Here is a 17,438-nt window from a genome sequence, read left to right as displayed (position 1 = left end):
CCCCCTGCGCCGCTGACGCGGCTTCCCCCTGGAAGGGGGACAATGCCTGAGGCCCGGCGAAGCCGGTTCCTCGGCGTTTCTGGCAGACGCGCCTCGCGCGCCGTGAGTCAGGCTTTCAAGTCGTAGAAGCGCAGGATGTGCTCCCACGCCGTCTGCGGATCGTCCACGTACTTGAACAGGTTCAGGTCCTCGGGCGAGATCGTGCCTTCCTCGACCAGCACGTCGAGGTTGATCAGCCGCTTCCAGTAGTCCGATCCGAACAGCAGGATCGGCACCGGCTTGGACTTCTTGCATTGCACCAGCGTGATCACCTCGAACAGCTCGTCGAGCGTGCCGAAGCCGCCGGGGAAGGCCAGCAGGGCCTTGGCGCGCATCATGAAGTGCATCTTGCGCAGCGCGAAGTAATGGAACTTGAAGCTCAGCTCGGGTGAAACGTAGGGGTTGGCGGCCTGTTCGTGCGGCAGCGCGATGTTCAGGCCCACGGTGGGCGCGCCTTCATCGTGCGCGCCGCGGTTGGCCGCTTCCATGATGCCGGGGCCACCACCGGTGCAGATGAAGAGCTGCTCGGCCTTCGCGCATCTCGAGCTGTAGCGGGCCACGATGCGCGCGAACTCGCGCGCCTTGTCGTAGTAGTGCGCGTTGCGCACCATGGCCTGCGCGCGCGCGATCTCGCGCGCGTCGCCGCTGCGCTCGGCGCGCACCAGCTGCTCCTGCGCCTCGCTGGCTTCGCGAAAGCGCGCGCTGCCATACACGACGATGGTGTTCTCGATGCCCGCTTCGCGCTGGGCGAGGTCGGGCTTGAGCATCTCGAGTTGCAGGCGGATGCCGCGCGTCTCGCGCCGCAGCAGGAATTCGGGGTCGGCGAACGCCAGGCGGTAGGCGTCGGCCTGCAGGGGCAGTCCTTCGTTGGCGTGGGTCTGGAGTTCGGCCCAGGCATCGGCCAGGCGGCGTTCATTGAGGTCTTGGGGGGCTGCCATGGTGGGATTCCTTCGTTTGTCGTGTGATTCGGATGATGCCGCTCACAGGGCGAGCGCCAGGGCCAGCGGCACGAAGACCACGGCCAGCGCGTTGCCCAGCATGATCATGGCACCGACCTTGTCGGGCTCCTGGTGGTAACGGTCGGCCAGCATGAACTGCATCACGGCGGGAGGCAAGGCGGCGAACAGCAGCAGCTGGCCACGCGCCGCACCTTCCAGGTCGAGCGCCCAGGCCAGCGGCAGGGCGATGGCCAGGCCGATGAGAGGGCGCGCCAGCGCGCCGAGCAGGCCGATCGCCAGGCCCTCGCGGGTCAGCGCGGTCAGGCGCACGCCCAGGGAGAACAGCATCATGGGCAGCAGCGCGTCGCCCAGCAGCTTCAGGCCGGAGAGCACCACGTCGGGCGGGCGCACATCGGTCAGGGCGCTCGCGAAGCCGAGCGCCGTGCCGATCATCAGCGGGCTGGTGAGCAGGTCGCGCGTGCGCGCCATGCGGCTGGTGATGCGCGCGCCGAGCGAGAAGTGCAGCAGGTTGCTGACCGAGAACAGCGCCACGGCCGCGCCGAAGTGGGCCGGGCCGAAGGCCAGCAGCGCCAGGGGCAGGCCCATGTTGCCGCAGTTGTTGAACATCACCACCGGCACCAGGGTGCGCGGCTGCGCGCCCGAGGCCCGAGACAGGGCCCAGGCCAGCAGGCCGCCGCCCAGGATGATCACCGCGCCCCCCACCAGCAGGACCAGGTGCTCGGCGATGACGAAGTCGCGCGACGCGAGCGCCGAGTACACCAGCATGGGCGCGAGCACGTCGAGCGCGATGCGGTTGAAGGTGCCCATGTCGGGCGCCTGCCGGCGCGCGTAAGCGAAGCCGACGGCTACGATCAGGAACACCGGGATGATGACGTCGGCGATGCGGGCGATCAGGTCCATGCGGAGGGAGGGGGCAGCGTGCGGAGGCCGGAAAGTGAAAAGGCTCCCGCAGGAGCCTCTTCAAGGGTGGGTCGTGGGCGTCAAACGCTCAGACGCGCTTGCGGTATTCGCCGGTGCGCGTGTCGATTTCGATGCGGTCGCCCTGGGCCACGAACAGCGGCACGGAGATTTCGAAACCGGTGGCGATCTTGGCCGGCTTGAGCACCTTGCCCGAGGTGTCGCCCTTGACGGCCGGCTCGGTCCAGGTGATTTCGCGCTCGACGCTGGTGGGCAGTTCGACCGAGATGGCCTTGCCGTCGTAGAACACCACTTCGACGGTCATGCCGTCTTCGAGGTAGTTCAGGGCGTCGCCCATGTTCTCGGCTTCCACTTCGTACTGGTTGTACTCGGCGTCCATGCAGACGTACATCGGGTCGGCGAAGTAGGAGTAGGTGCACTCCTTCTTGTCCAGGATGATCTGGTCCATCTTGTCGTCGGCCTTGCAGACGACTTCGGTGGCCATGTTGTTCAACAGGGCCTTGAGCTTCAGACGCACGGTGGCGGCGCCACGGCCGCCACGGCTGTATTCCGTCTTGAGGACGATCATCGGGTCCTTGCCGTGCATGATGACGTTGCCGGCGCGGAGTTCTTGAGCGATTTTCATAGGGATTCCAACGGTTGGGCGCGGAATGGTGCGTGGGATCGAATCCGGCCCGGTTTTCCGCAAAGCCTCGAATTTTATCGCTTTTCCAGTGCGAAACGGACCAGCTGGCTGCACAGGTCGGCCTGGGCCAGCAGGCGTTCGCGCGCCGCCCGGGCGCAGCCGTGCCAGCTTGCCAGGGTGCCGGCATCCGGCCAGACGGCCGCCTGCGGGCCGATGCCGTTCCACGCCAGGTGGAAGGCGCGCAGCGAGGGCGGTGCCTGCAGCCAGTCCAGAAACGCCTCCAGCTTGGCGTGGTGCGCGCCGTCGTGCTGGGGGTAGATGTGCCAGACGAAGGGGTGGCCGGCCCAGAGGGCGCGGGCCAGCGAATCCTCGCCACGCACGAAGTTGAGGTCGCAGGCCCAGAGCAGGTGGTCGAAATCGCGCTGGCTCAGCAGGGGCAGGGCGTGCAGCCGGCAGCCCGGGCCGGGCGGGGCCGTCTGCTGCACGGCCTGCCAGGCCCGCCCCGGGGTGACCAGCCAGTCGCTGGGCGCCGCGTCCTGCCCCGCCTGCCGCAGCACGGCGGGCAGGGCGGCGGGTTCGTAACAGAACAGGCTGACCCGGCGGGCGGCGGGGCGCACCGGCAGCCGCAGTTCGGCCAGCCAGGCCTCGGCGTCGAACGCGGCCTGGCGCGCCAGCAGATCGGGCTCGCGCAGCAGACCGCCCGTGCGCGCGGTGAAGCCGGGGTAGAAGAACCATTTGCCGAGCCCGCGCGCCGGCCCGCTCATGACCGGCGAGGGCAGGCGGTGCGAACGCTCCACATAGGACTCGGCGCTGAGGTATTCCAGGTTGATCCACACCGGCGCGCGCGCGCCACCGGCCACGCGGGCGGCCAGGGCCTCGATGCACTCGGCCGGGGGTTCGCAGCCGAAGGCCTCGATCCACACGTCGGCCGGCGGCTGCGGGTCGGCCTGGCCGGCGGGCAGGGGCGAGGTCCAGGTCCGCACCTCGATGTTCGGCACGCTGCCTTGCAGCGCGCCGGGCGCCATCCAGGCCAGGGCCTGCGGGTCGTCCAGCCACAGGCGCACCTGTTCGCCCCGGCGGGCCAGCTCGGCCGAGAGCCGCCAGCAGACGCCCACGTCGCCGAAGTTGTCGATCACCCTGCAGAAAATGTCCCAGCGCATGGGCGCCATTGTCGGGGCTTGGCGGCGCCCGCTGGCCGGGCTACAGTTTGCGGGCGCTGCAGGCCGGGCCCGCTGGGTCGCTGAAGGCGCGGAGACCCGCACCATGGCCTTGCGACGCTTCACCCCCTGGCTGGCCGCACTGCTCCTGGTGCTCCTGTCTCCCCTGCTGGCCGCGCAGGACCTCATCGCCGACATGAGCGCCGGCCCTCCCACCGGCCGCTATGCCTTCGCCAGCAGCACCCCGCGCAGCCTGCCGGACCTGCTCAAGGGCCCGGGGCAGGGCGAGCCGGCGCAGCCGGTGGGGCACTGGTTCCTGCCCGCCGGCACGGAACGTGGGCCCGCCGTGATCCTGATCCACGGCTCGGGCGGCCTCTACGACGCCATGCTCGACTTCTGGCCCAGGCAGTTCAACGCCGCGGGCATCGCCGTGCTGGCGGTGGATTCCTTCGGGCCCCGGGGCGTCAAGAGCACGGCGGAGGACCAGTCGCAGGTGCCCTTCGCCGCCGACACCGCCGACGCCTTCGCCGCGCTCCGGCTGGTGGCCAGCCACCCCCGCGTGGACCCGGCGCGCATCGCCATCATGGGGTTCTCACGCGGGGGCATCACCACCTGGCGCACGGCGGTCGAGCGCATCGCGGCGGCGCAGAAGCTGCCCGACAACCTGCGTTTCGCCGCCCACGTGCCGATGTATTCGGGCGGCTGCGTGGGCGCGTTCCGCCTGATGGTCAAGCCCGGCGTGTTCACCACCAAGGCGCCCATGCTGTGGGTGCACGGCGATGCGGACGACTACACGACCATCGGCGCCTGCCGCGACTACGCCGATCGCATCGGCAAGGCCGGCACGCCGGTGGAGTTCGTCACCCTCGATGGCGCGATGCACAAGTTCGACCAGGACGACACGCGCCGCCTCAACGTGCGCGGCGCGCAGCGCACGCTGGAAACCTGCCCGTTGGAGCTCGACATCGACACGCTGGCCACCTACGACCGCAACACCGGCCAGCGCGTGAGCGGCGAGGCCTTGCAGGCGCTCACGCGGCAGTCGTGCAGCGCCATTGGCGCCCACGTGCAGGGCGACCGCGCCGCGCGCGACAAGGCCGCGCAGGCCATCCTGGCCTTCTTCCGCAAGACGCTCGGCTCGCGCTGAGGCCCGCACGCCGGCGGGGCTGGCGGGGACGGGCCACAATACGCGCCCATGTCCGACACGCATTCCGAACAACTGCTCAGCGAGGTGGCCGCACTGCCGGGCCTGCCCGGCGTGTACCGCTACTTCGACGCCCAGGGGCAGCTGCTCTACGTGGGCAAGGCGCGCAACCTCAAGAAGCGCGTGTCGAGCTATTTCCAGAAGAACCACGACGGCACGCGCATCGGCCACATGGTCGGCAAGATCGTGCGCATGGAGACCACCGTGGTGCGCTCCGAGGCCGAGGCGCTGCTGCTGGAAAACAACCTCATCAAGACGTTGAACCCCAAGTTCAACATCCTGTTCCGCGACGACAAGAGCTACCCCTACCTCAAGATCACCGGCACGCGCGAGGTGTTCAAGCCCTCGGCCCGCCTGCCCTCGCCCTCGCTCGCGTTTCCGCGCATGGCGTACTACCGGGGCGTGGTCGACCGCCGCCACAGCTACTACGGCCCGTACCCCAGCGCCTGGGCGGTGAAGGAATCCATCACCCTGCTGCAGAAGGTGTTCCGCCTGCGCACCTGCGAGGACACGGTGTTCGCCAACCGCACGCGGCCCTGCCTGCTGTACCAGATCAAGCGCTGCAGCGGCCCCTGCGTGGATCTGATCGACCACGAGGCCTATGCGCAGGACGTGCGCGACGCCGAGCGCTTCCTGCGCGGCGAGACCCAGGCCGTGCTCGACACGCTGGAGCAGCGCATGCTCGCGCACGCCGAGAAGCTGGAGTTCGAACAGGCCGCCGAGATCCGCAACCAGATGAGCGCGCTCTCGCGCGTGCTGCACCAGCAGGCCATGGACACCGTGTCGGACAAGGACGTGGACGTGCTCGCGGTGAAGGTGCACGGCGGGCGGGCCTGCGTGAACCTCGCGATGATCCGCGGCGGCCGCCACCTGGGCGACCGGCCGTATTTCCCCGCCCACGTGGACGACGCCACCGCCATCGACAACGCGCTGGCCGAGGAGGGCGGTGAAGCCCCCAAGCCGGCGGACCCCGCCGAGCGCGTGGCCGTGCAGGTGCTGGAGGCCTTCATCGCGCAGCACTACCTGGGCGTGGCCATGCCGCACACGCTGGTGACCAGCCACGCGGTGGGCAAGCCGCTGCTGGACGCGCTGACCGAGCAGATCGGCGCCAAGGTGAACGCCGTGCACCACCCGCGCGAGCACCGCCGCATCTGGCTGGAGATGGCGCAGAAGAACGCCGACATCGCGCTCGCGCGCCTGCTGGCCGAAGAAGGCAGCCAGCAGGCCCGCACGCGCGCGCTGGCCGATGCGCTGAACCTGCCCGACGACCAGCTCGACACGCTGCGCATCGAATGCTTCGACATCTCGCACACCGCGGGTGAATCCACCCAGGCGTCCTGCGTGGTGTTCGAAGGCCACAAGATGCAGAACAGCCAGTACCGCCGCTACAAGATCGAGGGCATCACCCCGGGCGACGACTACGCCGCCATGCGCCAGGTGCTGCTGCGCCGCTACGGCCGCATCGCCGAGGCCCTGCGGGCGGAAGAGGGCGCGCCCGCCCTCCCGCCCACCGAGGCCGCGGTGGCCGCCGACGCGCCGGACGAGGCGCTGGCCACCGAGCCCACGGTCGAGTCCGTGGCCGGCCCGCGCATGCCCGACCTGGTGCTGGTCGACGGCGGCAAGGGCCAGGTCAGCATGGCGCGCGAGGTCTTCGAGCAGCTCGGCCTGGACCTGTCGCTCATCGTCGGCGTGGAAAAGGGCGAGGGCCGCAAGGTCGGCCTGGAGGAACTGGTGTTCGCCGACGGCCGCGAGAAGGTCTACCTCGGCCACGACTCCGCCGCGCTCATGCTGGTGGCGCAGATCCGCGACGAGGCCCACCGCTTCGCCATCACCGGCATGCGCGCGCAGCGCGCCAAGGTGCGCACCGGCGGCAGCAGGCTGGAGGACATTCCCGGCGTCGGCCCCAAGAAGCGCGCGCGCCTGCTGCAGCGCTTCGGCGGGGTGCGCGGCGTGGCCTCGGCCAGCGTGGAAGACCTGAGCACGGTGGAAGGCATCTCCCCCGAGCTGGCGGACGCGATCTACCGCGCCTTGCACTGAAGAGCCCGCCTGCTGCGGTTTCCGGGTTGCCAACGCATAATCGGCCCATGTTCTTCAACCTCCCCACCCTGCTCACCTGGGCCCGCATCGTCGCCATCCCGCTGATCGTGGGGGTGTTCTATCTGGAGAACCTCAGCCCGGCCCAGCAGAACCTGATCGCCACGGTGCTGTTCATCGTGTTCGCGCTGACCGACTGGGCCGACGGTTACCTGGCCCGCAAACTCAACCAGACCTCGGCCTTCGGCGCCTTCCTCGACCCGGTGGCCGACAAGTTCCTGGTGTGCGCCAGCCTGCTGGTGCTGGTGCACCTGGACCGCGCCGACGTGTTCGTGGCCCTCATCATCATCGGCCGCGAGATCGCCATTTCGTCGCTGCGCGAGTGGATGGCCATCATCGGCGCGACCAAGAGCGTGGCCGTGCACATGATCGGCAAGGTCAAGACCACCGTGCAGATGGTGGCGATTCCCTTCCTGCTGTTCCACGGCACGCTGTTCGGCATGATCGACACGCAGCTGTGGGGCACCTGGCTGATCTGGATATCCGCCGTGCTGACCATCTGGTCCATGGTGTATTACCTGCAGAAGGCCATTCCCGAGATCCGCGCCAAGTCGCGCTGAGGCTCCGCCATGAATTCCCCGGCGCAAGACAACGCATGGCTGCGCGCCATGCCCTGGGTGTTCGTGCTGATCTGGAGCACGGGCTTCATCGTGGCGCGCTACGGCATGCCGCACGCGCCGCCGATGAAGTTCCTCGCCGTGCGCTACGCGCTGTCCATCGCGTGTTTCCTGCCCTGGATCTTCCTGGCCGGTGTGAAGTGGCCGAGCAACCGCACCCAGTGGTTTCACCTCGCGGTCACCGGCGTGCTCATGCACGCGGGTTACCTCGGCGGCGTGTGGGCGGCGGTGAAGGCCGGCATGGGCTCGGGCCTGTCCTCGCTCATCGTCGGCCTGCAGCCGGTGCTCACCGCCATCTGGCTCTCGGGCACCGGCTCCAAGGTGTCCAAACGCCAGTGGCTGGGCCTGGTGCTGGGCTTCGCCGGCCTGGTGCTGGTGGTCTCGCGCAAGTTCGGCTCGGGCGGGCCGGGCGATCAGGCCAACTGGCTCAACCTCTCTTTTGCCGTGATGGCCCTGATCGCCATCACCGTGGGCACGCTGTACCAGAAGCGCTTCGTGGCCGCCTGCGACGTGCGCACCGCCAACGCGGTGCAACTGCTCGCGGCGCTGCTGGTGACCCTGCCGCTCACGCTGCTGGAAGCCGAGCTGATGGACTGGAACGGCGAACTCATCGGCGCCATGGCCTGGTCGGTGCTGGGCCTCACGCTGGGCGGCAGTTCGCTGCTCTACCTGCTGATCCAGCGCGGCGCGGCCGCCTCGGTCACCAGCCTGATGTACCTGGTGCCACCGTGCACCGCGCTCATCGCCTGGCTGCTGTTCGCCGAACCCATCACGGCCGTCACCCTGGCCGGCACCGCGCTCACCGCTTTTGGCGTGGCGCTGGTGGTGCGCTCTTCGTCGCGCTGACGCGTTTTTTCCAGGGCTCCTTGCGGAAGCTCTCCACCAGAAAGTCCACCAGCAGGCGGATGCGGCGCGGCGTCTGCGGCCGGTACGGCGCCAGCCAGTGGATGTCGGCGTCGGGCATGGCGTAACTGGGCAGCACGCGCACCAGCTCACCGCTGGCGATCTGCGGCGCGATGTCCCACAGGCTGCGCAACATGAGGCCGTGGCCCGCCAGGCACCAGTCGCGCACCAGCTCACCCGAGTTGCTCGACAGCGGGCCGCTCACCGGCACGTGCTGCACCTGCGCGTCCGACGCGCGCTGCAGGCGCCAGTGGTCGAAGCGCTGGCCCGGTCCGCCGCCGTTCTCGCGCACCACCAGGCAGGCGTGTTGTTGCAGTTCTTGCAGGCTGCGAGGCGCACCGTGGCGCTCGAGGTAGGCGGGCGAGGCCACCAGCACGCGCTGGTTGGCCGCCAGGCGGCGCGACACCCACTCGGCCGCGCGCTCGGTGGGGGCGTTCCACAGCCAGATGGCGCCGTCGAAGCCTTCCACCGCGAGATCGGGCAACTGCTCGGTCAGCTGCAACTGCACCTGAATGCCGGCGTGGCGCGCCTGGAACTCGGCCAGCGCGGGCCCGAGCCAGAGCCGGCCGAAGCCGAAGGTGGCCGCGAGCCGGATCGGGCCGGCGGGCTCGGCCTGGCGCTCGCGCAACTCGGCCTCCACCTCGTCGAAGGCGCGCAGCAGCTGCACCGCGCGCTCGCACAGCGTGTCGCCCTCGGCCGTGGGGCTCACGCGCCGCGTGGTGCGCTGGAACAGCCGCAGGCCCAGGCGGGCTTCGAGCGCGGCCAGGCGCTTGGTGACCACCGAGGGCGCCACGCGCAGCGCGCGCGCGGCCATCACCAGGCTGCCATGCTGGCGGACGGCGAGCACGAGTTCCAGATCGGGGCGGTCCAATTGTTTCCTTTTGGGAATGAATCAATTGCCGGATTATTGCCGCAATGCGGGCTATGCTGGCGCCCATGTTGAACGGATTCCTCCCCCACACCGTGCACCGCGATGGCGTCGCCCTGCACACCCGCATCGGCGGGGAAGGGCCGCCCTTGCTGCTGTTGCACGGCCACCCGCAGAGCATGGCCATGTGGCACCGCGTGGCGCCCACCCTGGCCCGGCACTTCACCTTGGTGCTGATGGACCTGCGCGGCTACGGCGATTCCGCGCGGCCCGCCGCCGACGCGGGGCACCTCGCGCACAGCAAGCGCGAGATGGCGCTCGACGCCATCGCCGCCATGGCGCACCACGGCTTCGAGCGTTTCGATGTGCTGGCGCACGATCGGGGCGCGCGCGTGGCGCACCGCCTGGCCGCCGACGACCCCGAGGCGGTGAAACGCCTGCTGCTGCTGGACATCGCGCCCACCCTGGCCATGTACGAGCAGACCGGTGAGGCCTTCGCGCGCGCCTACTGGCACTGGTTCTTCCTGATCCAGCCGCCGCCGCTGCCCGAGGCTCTCATCAGCGCCGACCCGGCGCGCTATGTGCGCAGCGTCATGGGCAGCCGCCACGCGGGCCTGGCGCCGTTCGACCCAGCCGCGCTGGCCGAGTACGAGCGCTGCGCCGCGCTGCCCGGCACCGCCGAGTCGGTCTGCGAGGACTACCGCGCCAGCGCCACCATCGACCTCGATCACGACCGCGCCGATGTGGCGGCCCACCGCCGGCTCCCGCAGCCGCTGCGCGTGCTGTGGGGTGAACACGGCACGGTGGCGCGCTGTTTCGATGTGCTCGCGCTGTGGCGCGAGCGCGCGGCCAAGGTCTCGGGCCACGCCCTGCCGTGTGGCCACTACATCGCGGAAGAGGCGCCCGAGCGCCTCATTGCCGAAGCCCTGTCCTTTTTTCAATCCCCTTCCGAGGAGCAACCATGAGCAAACACCGCATCGCCGTCATCGCCGGGGACGGCATCGGCACCGAAGTCATGCCCGAAGGCATTCGCGTGCTGGAGGCCGCGGCCTCGAAGTTCGGCATCGACCTGCAGTTCGACCACTTCGATTTTTCCAGCTGCGACTATTACGAGCGCCACGGCAAGATGCTGCCCGACAACTGGAAGGACCAGATCGGCGGCCACGACGCGATCTACTTTGGTGCGGTGGGCTGGCCCGACAAGGTGCCCGACCACGTGTCGCTCTGGGGCTCGCTGCTGATGTTCCGCCGCGAGTTCGACCAGTACGTCAACATCCGTCCGGCGAGACTCATGCCCGGCGTCACCGCGCCCGTGGTGCGCCGCGACGGCAGCCCGCGCGCGCCCGGCGAGATCGACATGGTGATCGTGCGCGAGAACACCGAAGGTGAATATTCCAGCATCGGCGGGCGCATGTTCCCCGGCACCGAGCGCGAGATCGTGGTACAGGAAACCGTGATGTCGCGCATCGGCGTGGACCGCGTGCTGCGCCACGCCTTCGAGGTCGCGCGCTCGCGCCCCAAGAAGCACCTGACCAGCGCCACCAAGTCCAACGGCATCGCCATCACCATGCCCTACTGGGACGAGCGCGTGGTCGAGATGGCCAAGGAATACCCGGACGTGAAGGTCGACAAGTTCCACATCGACATCCTCACCGCGCACTTCGTGCAACGCCCGGACTTCTTCGACGTGGTGGTCGGCAGCAACCTGTTCGGTGACATCCTGAGCGACCTCGGGCCGGCCTGCACCGGCACCATCGGCATCGCGCCCAGCGCCAACCTCAACCCCACGCGCCAGCATCCCTCGCTGTTCGAGCCGGTGCACGGCTCGGCGCCGGACATCGCGGGCAAGGGGATCGCGAACCCGATTGGTCAGATTTGGTGCGGTGCAATGATGCTCGACTTCCTGGGCCATCGTGGTGCACACGACGCGATCATGCAGGCCATCGAGGCCGTGCTGCAGCCCGGCAGCGGTGCCCCGCGCACCGCCGACCTGGGGGGCCAGGCCGGCACGCGCGACGTGGGCCAGGCCATTGCCGGGGTGCTCGCGGCCTCGTGAAGGAAGGGTGGAGTTGCGACAGATTGTTGCGCGCGACATCCGGTGGATGAAAGCGTCTAGAATCTCGCCTCTTGCGCCGACAGGCACCGGGCCCAGGCTCCTCAGTATTGACAGGGGTTGTGCCCAGTGGGTCTAATCACCCAGCGTTTGCCACGGTGTTGGCATCGTCCTGCGGTCTAGAGCGATTGGGGTTTTTTGCCCGCGGCCCGCGCCGTCTTCGGAAAAAACCTGTCCTTACGGAACATTCATTTCACCTTCAAGAGGGGCTATTTGTGAACAAAACAGAACTCGTCGAACACATTGCCAAGCACGCCGACATCTCCAAGGCGGCTGCAACGCGTGCACTGGACTCCACCATCACCGCGATCCGCACCACGCTCAAGAAGGGTGGCACTGTGTCGCTCGTCGGTTTTGGCTCTTTCGCCGTGACCAAACGCCCCGCTCGCAAGGGCCGCAACCCCCGCACCGGCGCTGAGATTAAAATCAAGGCCGCCAAAGTGCCGAAGTTCCGCCCGGGCAAGGCACTCAAGGATGCGCTGAACTGAAGCGCTCACCGGATTTCCGGTGGGGTGCTTAGCTCAGTCGGTAGAGCGGCGCCCTTACAAGGCGTAGGTCGGCGGTTCGACCCCGTCAGCACCCACCACCATCGAAAAGGCGAACCAGGGTTCGCCTTTTTTGTTGTCGGAAACGGCAGCACCACGTAGCAGGATTCAAGGCATGTTCGATTCCATCCGCAATCACAAGAAGTACCTCATGGGCTTCCTGATGATCCTGATCATTCCCTCGTTCGTGCTGTTCGGCATCGAAGGCTACACACGCTTCAACGAGAGCGGCGCACCAGTGGCCGTCGTCGATGGAAAAGACATCACCAAGGCCGAGTGGGACCAGGCGCACCAGCAGGAGTCTCAGCGCCTGCGCGAAGCGATGCCCTCGCTCGACTCGCGCCTGCTCGACAGCGATGGCGCGCGCTACGCGACGCTGGAGCGCCTGGTGCGCCAGCGCCTGCTGGCCGCCGCCGCGACCAAGCTCAACCTGTACACCAGCGACGCGCGCCTGGCGCGCGACCTGCAGCAGAACGAAGCCATCGCCGCGCTGCGCAAGCCCGATGGCGCGCTCGACGTGGAGGCCTACCGCCAGCTCGTCGCCCGCCAAGGCTTGACGCCCGAGATGTTCGAAGCGCGCGTGCGCGCCGACCTCTCGCAGCGCCAGGTGTCGCAAGGCATCCTCGGTTCGAGCTTCGCGCCCACCGCGCTGGCCAACGTCTCGCTCAACGCCTTCTTCGAACGCCGTGAAGTGCGCGTGGCGCGCTTCGCCGCCAGCGACTTCGCTTCGCAGGTCAAGCCGACCGATGCCGACATCGAAGCCTTCTACAGCGCGAACCAGGCATCGTTCCAGGCGCCCGAGCAGGCCGAGATCGAATACCTCGTGCTCGACGCGGCGGCGCTGCAGAACAGCGTGACCTTCAACGAAGCCGACGTGAAGACTTATTACGAACAGAACGCCTCGCGCCTCTCCGGCGCCGAGGAGCGCCGCGCGCGCCACATCCTGCTGACCGTGCCGGCCGGCGCGCCCGCCGCCGACAAGGACGCCGTGCGCAAGCGCGCCGAAGAACTGCTCGCGCAGGTGCGCGCCAAGCCCGCGAGCTTCGCCGACGTGGCCAAGGCCCAGTCGCAAGACCCGGGCTCGGCCGCCAAGGGCGGTGACCTCGACTACTTCGGCCGTGGTGCCATGGTCAAGCCTTTCGAGGACGCAGTGTTCTCGCTGGCCAAGGGCGCGATCTCCGATGTGGTGGAAACCGACTTCGGTTTCCACATCATCCAGCTCACCGACATCAAGGCGCCGCCGGTGCGCAGCTTCGAATCCATGCGCCCCGAGATCGAGGCCGAGTTGAGGAAGCAACAGGCCCAGAAGCAGTACGCCGAAGCCGCCGACACCTTCAGCAACCTCGTCTACGAACAGGCCGATTCCCTGCAACCCGCGGCCGATCGCCTGAAGCTGCAGGTCCGCAAGGCCACGGTGCAACGCCAGCCGCAACCCGGTGCCACCGGCGCGCTGGCCAGCGAGCGCCTGCTCGGCGCGCTGTTCGACACCGAGTCGATCGACAAGAAGCGCAACACCGAAGCGATCGACACGGGTTCGGGCCAACTGGTCTCGGCGCGCGTCGTGAAGCACTCGCCCGCCCACACCCAGCCCCTGGCGGAGGTGCGCGAGCAGGTGCGTGCGCGCCTGGTTGCTCAGCGCACGGCCGAACTGGCGCGCGCCGAAGGCGAGAAGCAGCTGCAGGCCTGGAAGGCGGGCGGCGATGCCAAGGGCCTGGGCAATGCCGTGGTGGTCTCTCGCGAGAACCCGCAAGGCCTCGCGCAGCAAGTGCTGACCGCCGCCCTGAGCGTGGACCCGAAGACCTTGCCCGCCTGGACGGGCGTGAACCTGGCCGACCAGGGCTACGCCATCGTGAAGGTGGAGAAGGTGCTGCCGCGCGACGTGCGCGAGGCGCAAGCCCTGGCCCAGGAAGTGCAGCAATACAACCAGTGGTGGGCCTCGGCCGAAAACGAAGCCTACGTCGAAGGCCTCAAGGAACGCTTCAAGGCCCGCATCCTGGTGCCCGAGCCGGCCACCACGCCGGCACCGGCCCGATGAGAGGGCTTCGGTTCGGGCTATAATGCTTAGCTTGCGGTGGCTGTAGCTCAGTTGGTAGAGTCCAGGATTGTGATTCCTGTTGTCGTGGGTTCGAGTCCCATCAGCCACCCCAGATGATTTCCCCAAAAAGCCCGGCTCCTGCCGGGCTTTTTTGTTGGTGGGTTGGATCGCGCCCTCCACGCTGCGCCATCGCAATCTGACCAAGCGCTTACCCGAGTCGCAGGTCTGAGGTCGGGATTTGTACCCATCCTCAGAGATGGGCAGGCATGCAAAGATGGATGGACGGAGACATTCACTCACCCTGTAACAGGAGGGGCGATGATCAAGGTCATGAGCAAGGGTCACCGGAGCGTGCCCGTTATCTGCTGCGACGTTTGCGGGAGCTGGATCGACGACGCCGACGCGGGTGCTGTGGTCTTTCGCAAGATGACCGGTGACGATGACACCTCCGAGGTGCTGCACGCCCACAAGGGGCGCTGCCACGTGGTCGCGGAGGAGCGGTTCGGAGGACAGGTCAAGACCGGGTGGCATGAGCTGCGCCAGCACCTCCAACTCCTCACATTCAACACGGGCGTGCCGCCTGCCGCGCTTCAAAAGATGGATGGCGACAGAGAGTTGTAGCGCCGCGCGGCTGCGGTGGCCCGATCAGGGCATTGCAATGGGGCAGGGGAATTTCACGGCTTGTCCTTCTTCATCAGGCCCAGATCGCGCAGCACCGCGAGGCGGCACACGCTGGCCATGGAGCGCTGTTCCCTGTCGGCCTTTTCTTTCACGCGTTCGAGTTCGTCGGGGAGCAAGCGCAGTGCGATGGGGCGCTCGCTGATCGCGCCGTTGGGTGCTCGTTTGCGTCGTGCGGGCAAGGTGGTTTTGACCATGTTTCACCAGAGCGTGACCACATCACTCAGTTAGCATTGAGTAACGGGAAAATACACATCAACCGAATTTTATAACGGAATTCTGTCAGTAAAACTTTATGGTAACAGATATCCGTTCGTCTATCGGCGCCCGACTGCGTGAAGAGCGGGAGAGGCTTGATCTGAGCCAAGTGCAAATGGCAGCGCTTGCCGAGTTCAAGCTGCGGACCTATCAAGATTGGGAGCGCGGCATTGCCGCAGTGAGTTCCGAATTTCTGGCGCTTGCCGCACCGCACGGTCTGGATGTGTTCTATGTCCTCACGGGCGAGCGCATGTCGTCGAAGCTGACCCTCGACCCCATCCAGAGCGCCGTGCTGGGCAGCCTCGCGCAATGCTCCCCGCAGCGGCAGATGGAAGCGGTCCAGCACATGGCGCTGCTGGCCGCGGGCATGTCGCCCCAGACACCCGCGGGCAGGGGATCCCCTTTGCCTTCGGTGAACAAGCCTGCCGTGAAAAAGCCGGTCCGCGGCGTGGGCGTGGCGAAGGCGCGCAAGGGCAAGTAGCGCACGAGGCGGCCGCCGCCCGCCTCACTCCTTGTAGGAAGGGTCGGTTCGGTCGAGCAGGCGCAGCAAGGCTTGCCAATCACGTCCCTGGATGTAGGACGGTGAGCCATCGAATTGCGCGATGGCGTGTCGGCACACGTCTTCAGCGGGGTAGATGAGTTTCTGGGTGCCCGAGGTGGCGGCGATCTGAATCTGGCAGGCGCGCTCCAGGTAGAACATCAGCTCGAACGCTTCCGGCACGGTGCGCCCCATGGTGAGCAGCCCGTGGTTGCGCAGGATCAGGACGTTCCTGTCGCCCACGTCGGCAATCAATCGCTGTTGCTCGTCGTTGTTCAGGGCGATGCCTTCGAAGTCGTGATAACAGAGCTGCCCGTACACGCGCATGGCGTGTTGCGAGATGGGCAGCAGGCCATCCTGCTGTGCCGCCACCGCCACGCCGGCTGCGGTGTGCGTGTGCAGGACGCAACCCACATCCGGGCGCGCGCTGTGGATGGCGCCGTGAATGACGAAGGCGGCCGGGTTCACGTCCAGCTGCACGTCCTCGGCCAGGTTGCCGTGCACATCCACCTTGACGAGGTTGGAGGCGGATACCTCTTCGTAGAGCAGGCCGAAGGGGTTGATGAGGTAGTGCTCGTGCGACCCTGGAACCCGCGCGGAGATGTGGTTGTAGATCCAGTCGGTCATGCGGAAATGGGCGATGAGTCGGTAGCAGGCGGCCAGCTCCACCCGGGCCGCCCATTCCTCGGGCGACACCTGTTCGCGCAGTTGTTTCCGTTCCTTCAGCAAGACGGCGAGTTCGTCGTTGTTCAGCATTTCAATCTTTCATCGTGGGAGCGAGCGGTGCGCAGGAGCGCCGCACTTCGCGGGCCCTGGTGTCACTCGGCGGAGATGCCCTTTTGCTGAATCAGCTTGGGCCAGTAGTCCGCATCCTGTTTCCATTGCAGCGCCATCGCGGCGGTGTCGGTGGGCGTCGGAATCAAGCCGAGCTCCAGCAGACGGCTGTTGACCGACGGGTGGGCCACCGCCTTCTGCAGTTCCGCGCTGAGTCTGGCGATCACGTCCTTGGGCGTGGCGGCGGGAACGACGATGCCTTGCCAGGGCAGCATTTCAATGTCGGCATAGCCCAGTTCGATGAGTGACGGCACGTTGGGCAGCGAGGCGAGGCGGGCCTTGCCGAAGGTGGCGAGGGGCTTGATCTTGCCGGCCTTGATCATGGGCATGGCCGCGACGGTGTCCACCACGATCAGCGGGATCTGGCCGCCCAGCAGATCCTGAAGGGCGGGGGCGGCGCCACGGTAGGGGGTGTGGACCACGTCGAGCTTGTTGTGGTCCTTGAGCATTTCCATGGCGAGGTGGTGAGGCCCGCCCACGCCGGGCGATCCGTAGCTGAGCTTGCCGGGGTTGCGCTTGATCTCTTCGATGAGCTGGCGCGCATCGGTGAAGTTGGACGTGGCGTTGACGGCCAGCAACAACGGGAAGCGCCCCAGCAGGGCCACGGGAGCAAAGTCCTTGGACGGTTGGTAGCTGAGCTTTTTGAACAAGGCCGTGTTGTAGACCAGGGTGCCGCCATCGACGCTCATCATGGTGTAGCCATCGCCTGCGGCCTTCGCGGTGGCATCGGCGGCAATGACCGTGGCGCCACCCGGGCGGTTTTCGATCAGCACCGGCTGCTCCATCTGGATCGCCAGTTGCGCGCCGACCGTGCGGGCCAAGGCGTCGGTTCCGCCGCCCGCCGCATAGCCCACCACCCATTTGATGGGCTTGGTGGGGTAGGGGTCCGCGGCCAGGGCGGTGATCGCCAGCGACGCGACGAGGGCCGCGCCGAGCTGTCTGAAGAGGGGCATGTGTGTCTCCTGGTGGGGCAACGTTGTGGTGTGGCGCAGTCTAGGGACGCCCCATCGCGCCGGACATGCCATGTGGGCCCTGAGGCATACCGAATCGGAA

At 67.7% G+C, this 17,438-nt stretch carries 18 protein-coding genes and 2 tRNA genes; 12 read left to right on the top strand and 8 right to left on the bottom strand.

Annotated features, from left to right (window positions below; translation table 11 throughout):
* Positions 1–107 precede the first annotated feature (107 nt).
* The 4 genes from AC1Q9M_RS10480 to earP all read right to left on the bottom strand — a co-directional run bounded on the left by AC1Q9M_RS10480 (position 108) and on the right by earP (position 3,701).
* Positions 108–977 carry an LOG family protein gene (locus tag AC1Q9M_RS10480; RefSeq protein WP_382320554.1) on the bottom strand — a complete coding sequence of 290 codons (870 nt, stop codon included), beginning with the start codon at positions 975–977 and terminating at the stop codon, positions 108–110.
* A 42-nt stretch (positions 978–1,019) separates the two neighbouring features.
* Positions 1,020–1,898 (bottom strand): AEC family transporter, encoded by an 879-nt coding sequence (locus tag AC1Q9M_RS10475; RefSeq protein ID WP_492433668.1) that lies wholly within the window; start codon positions 1,896–1,898, stop codon positions 1,020–1,022.
* 88 nt (positions 1,899–1,986) lie between these two features.
* Positions 1,987–2,541 (bottom strand): elongation factor P, encoded by a 555-nt coding sequence (efp, locus tag AC1Q9M_RS10470; protein ID WP_291116210.1) that lies wholly within the window; start codon positions 2,539–2,541, stop codon positions 1,987–1,989.
* A 74-nt stretch (positions 2,542–2,615) separates the two neighbouring features.
* On the bottom strand, positions 2,616–3,701 hold the full coding sequence (gene earP, locus AC1Q9M_RS10465) for an elongation factor P maturation arginine rhamnosyltransferase EarP (RefSeq protein ID WP_492433665.1): 1,086 nt from the start codon (positions 3,699–3,701) through the stop codon (positions 2,616–2,618).
* 103 nt (positions 3,702–3,804) lie between these two features.
* Here earP and AC1Q9M_RS10460 point away from each other — a divergent pair, with 103 nt between their 5' ends.
* The 4 genes from AC1Q9M_RS10460 to AC1Q9M_RS10445 are packed head-to-tail and all read left to right on the top strand — an operon-like array spanning position 3,805 to position 8,459.
* Positions 3,805–4,845 carry a dienelactone hydrolase family protein gene (locus tag AC1Q9M_RS10460; protein ID WP_492433663.1) on the top strand — a complete coding sequence of 347 codons (1,041 nt, stop codon included), beginning with the start codon at positions 3,805–3,807 and terminating at the stop codon, positions 4,843–4,845.
* A 48-nt stretch (positions 4,846–4,893) separates the two neighbouring features.
* A complete protein-coding gene (uvrC, locus tag AC1Q9M_RS10455; RefSeq protein ID WP_492433661.1) occupies positions 4,894–6,939 on the top strand; it encodes an excinuclease ABC subunit UvrC in 2,046 nt (681 codons plus the stop codon).
* Positions 6,940–6,986: 47 nt separating this feature from the next.
* On the top strand, positions 6,987–7,556 hold the full coding sequence (pgsA, locus tag AC1Q9M_RS10450) for a CDP-diacylglycerol--glycerol-3-phosphate 3-phosphatidyltransferase (RefSeq protein WP_444686882.1): 570 nt from the start codon (positions 6,987–6,989) through the stop codon (positions 7,554–7,556).
* Between the two features lie 9 nt (positions 7,557–7,565).
* Positions 7,566–8,459, top strand: coding sequence for a DMT family transporter (locus AC1Q9M_RS10445; RefSeq protein WP_444686881.1), 894 nt, complete (start codon positions 7,566–7,568; stop codon positions 8,457–8,459).
* Here the strand turns inward: AC1Q9M_RS10445 and AC1Q9M_RS10440 are convergent.
* On the bottom strand, positions 8,413–9,387 hold the full coding sequence (locus AC1Q9M_RS10440) for a LysR family transcriptional regulator (RefSeq protein ID WP_444686880.1): 975 nt from the start codon (positions 9,385–9,387) through the stop codon (positions 8,413–8,415). The two genes, AC1Q9M_RS10445 and AC1Q9M_RS10440, sit on opposite strands and share 47 nt — an antisense overlap.
* Before the next feature lie 65 nt (positions 9,388–9,452).
* Here AC1Q9M_RS10440 and AC1Q9M_RS10435 point away from each other — a divergent pair, with 65 nt between their 5' ends.
* The 7 genes from AC1Q9M_RS10435 to AC1Q9M_RS10405 all read left to right on the top strand — a co-directional run bounded on the left by AC1Q9M_RS10435 (position 9,453) and on the right by AC1Q9M_RS10405 (position 14,698).
* On the top strand, positions 9,453–10,349 hold the full coding sequence (locus AC1Q9M_RS10435) for an alpha/beta fold hydrolase (protein ID WP_492433659.1): 897 nt from the start codon (positions 9,453–9,455) through the stop codon (positions 10,347–10,349).
* Positions 10,346–11,440, top strand: coding sequence for a tartrate dehydrogenase (locus tag AC1Q9M_RS10430; protein WP_382156829.1), 1,095 nt, complete (start codon positions 10,346–10,348; stop codon positions 11,438–11,440). Before AC1Q9M_RS10435 ends, AC1Q9M_RS10430 begins: the two co-directional genes overlap by 4 nt.
* Positions 11,441–11,712: 272 nt before the next feature.
* Entirely contained in the window at positions 11,713–11,985 is a 273-nt protein-coding gene (locus tag AC1Q9M_RS10425) for an HU family DNA-binding protein (RefSeq protein ID WP_066158910.1), read from the top strand.
* Between the two features lie 22 nt (positions 11,986–12,007).
* Positions 12,008–12,083 (top strand) — tRNA-Val (locus AC1Q9M_RS10420).
* Between the two features lie 74 nt (positions 12,084–12,157).
* Positions 12,158–14,077, top strand: a complete 1,920-nt coding sequence (locus AC1Q9M_RS10415) for a SurA N-terminal domain-containing protein (protein ID WP_382320538.1) — start codon at positions 12,158–12,160, stop codon at positions 14,075–14,077.
* Between the two features lie 36 nt (positions 14,078–14,113).
* Positions 14,114–14,189, top strand: a tRNA-His gene (locus tag AC1Q9M_RS10410).
* A gap of 206 nt (positions 14,190–14,395) precedes the next feature.
* Complete coding sequence (locus AC1Q9M_RS10405) at positions 14,396–14,698, top strand: hypothetical protein (RefSeq protein ID WP_382320536.1); 303 nt, start codon at positions 14,396–14,398, stop codon at positions 14,696–14,698.
* A 53-nt stretch (positions 14,699–14,751) separates the two neighbouring features.
* On the opposite strand, the gene AC1Q9M_RS10400 is transcribed toward AC1Q9M_RS10405, so the two are convergent.
* A complete protein-coding gene (locus tag AC1Q9M_RS10400; protein ID WP_492433655.1) occupies positions 14,752–14,937 on the bottom strand; it encodes a hypothetical protein in 186 nt (61 codons plus the stop codon).
* A 113-nt stretch (positions 14,938–15,050) separates the two neighbouring features.
* Here AC1Q9M_RS10400 and AC1Q9M_RS10395 point away from each other — a divergent pair, with 113 nt between their 5' ends.
* Entirely contained in the window at positions 15,051–15,494 is a 444-nt protein-coding gene (locus AC1Q9M_RS10395) for a helix-turn-helix domain-containing protein (protein WP_382320531.1), read from the top strand.
* A 24-nt stretch (positions 15,495–15,518) separates the two neighbouring features.
* Here AC1Q9M_RS10395 and AC1Q9M_RS10390 read toward each other — a convergent pair whose 3' ends face one another.
* Together AC1Q9M_RS10390 and AC1Q9M_RS10385 are read right to left on the bottom strand one after the other, a co-directional pair.
* Positions 15,519–16,307, bottom strand: coding sequence for a class II aldolase/adducin family protein (locus AC1Q9M_RS10390; RefSeq protein WP_382320529.1), 789 nt, complete (start codon positions 16,305–16,307; stop codon positions 15,519–15,521).
* 62 nt (positions 16,308–16,369) lie between these two features.
* Positions 16,370–17,338: a Bug family tripartite tricarboxylate transporter substrate binding protein gene (locus tag AC1Q9M_RS10385; protein WP_492433652.1), complete on the bottom strand. Its 969-nt coding sequence runs from the start codon at positions 17,336–17,338 to the stop codon at positions 16,370–16,372.
* Positions 17,339–17,438: the final 100 nt, after the last annotated feature.

The sequence above is a fragment of the Hydrogenophaga sp. GW823-FHT04C09 genome (assembly GCF_058796355.1).
Note: the sequence above shows the minus strand (reverse complement) of the source record. Positions and strands in the feature narration are given on the sequence as shown.